At 58.8% G+C, this 1303-nt stretch carries 1 protein-coding gene; it reads left to right on the top strand.

Annotated elements, in window-relative coordinates; translation table 11 throughout:
* Nucleotides 1-1170 (top strand): zinc ribbon domain-containing protein (locus ACP5J3_RS14695; protein WP_428496362.1); only part of this gene is annotated, 1170 nt, incomplete at its 5' end.
* Between the last annotated feature and the right edge of the window lie 133 nt (nucleotides 1171-1303).

Here is a 1303-nt window from a genome sequence, read left to right as displayed (position 1 = left end):
GCCGCCTATCAGCAACAAGCCGTCAAGGACGCAGTTGAGACATACAACGCCTGGGCTGAAGCTGGAGGAAAGCCTCCTGCGGTTAGGCGCGTAGCGCCTTACGTAAGAGAAGATTCATGGCGTATAGATGGGTTGACTGCTTTATCAATAAGGCTCATGCTGGGGAGACACATTGTGGAGCTGTGGCCCCACAGGCGCTTCTGGCACTACGAGTGGCTTGTCAGGACTGGGAGGGCCAGGAGGGCGTCTACAATACGGCTGAAGCGCGTCGGAAACCGAGTTTACGCCGTCTTCACTTACGAGGTTGAGCCAGAGCCGCCTAGGGAGCCTACAACTGTAGCCGCCTTCGACGTGAATGAGAACACTGTGGTAGTAGCCCGCGTCGACTTGAAGGCCTCAGCCGACAGAGTCGCCCAGTGGAACCGGCAGTGGGTTCAGCCGTCCGTATCGATTAAGGTGCTCCGCACCGACTTAGGAAGGCTGGCGAGGAGGTACGACGCGATACGCAGGAGGTGGGCCGAGGAGCTGACAGTGGAGGTGAACGGGAAGAGGATATCTGGCACCGTAACAAGAGAGTTTAAGAGGCGCATCAAGAGACTGAGGGAGAGAGACAGAAAGCGGGATAGAGTGAACAAGATCGCACACGAGCTGACCGGAGAGGCGGCAATTTTGGTAACGGAAAACGTGGGCAAGAAGCCGCAGGAGGAGATGGTTGTGGACAAAAGGAGTCCACAGCTGAGGCACCGCATCAAGCAGATTCCTATCAAAACTGTGGTGGAGAAGGTGAGGGACAAGGCTGAGGAGCGCGGCTTGAGGTTTGTGTTAGTCTCAGCCCGCAGAAACTCCAAGACCTGCCCCATACACGGCGAGGAGATGTCGTTCCCGTTAGGCCCGAAAGTAGGCCTCTGTCCGCACGGCCACTGGGTGCACAGAGACGTGGCCTCAGTGCTGAATATGTTGCAGAAGGTAGTAGAGGAGCTGGAGCCTAAGTATGCAGAGGCCGTTAGACAGGCTCTATCTGCAGTTAATGAGAGGCAACTGGAGGAGTGGTCTCAGTATGTACTGGAGGCTGAGAGAGCTGTCAGAGCCGAGTGGCCCGACGTGCTGGCCCGGGCCAGCCCCATGACCCCTCTGGCCAGCGAGCCAGACGGGGAAGGAGGGCGCCTATGAGCCACCCCAAGGGAACACCGAGGGGCGGGGAGGAGGTCGGGAGGGTGTACGAGGCGCCCAGGGTTCTGCTTGTGGGGAGCTGGGGATCCGAGGCGCTTGTGTCCGCCTTCACCGACGCCTTGTATAGGGGGGT

Origin of the sequence: Pyrobaculum sp. (genome assembly GCF_049971835.1) — an archaeon.
Lineage (GTDB): Archaea > Thermoproteota > Thermoprotei > Thermoproteales > Thermoproteaceae > Pyrobaculum.
This window is presented reverse-complemented; position numbering and strand designations above follow the sequence as displayed.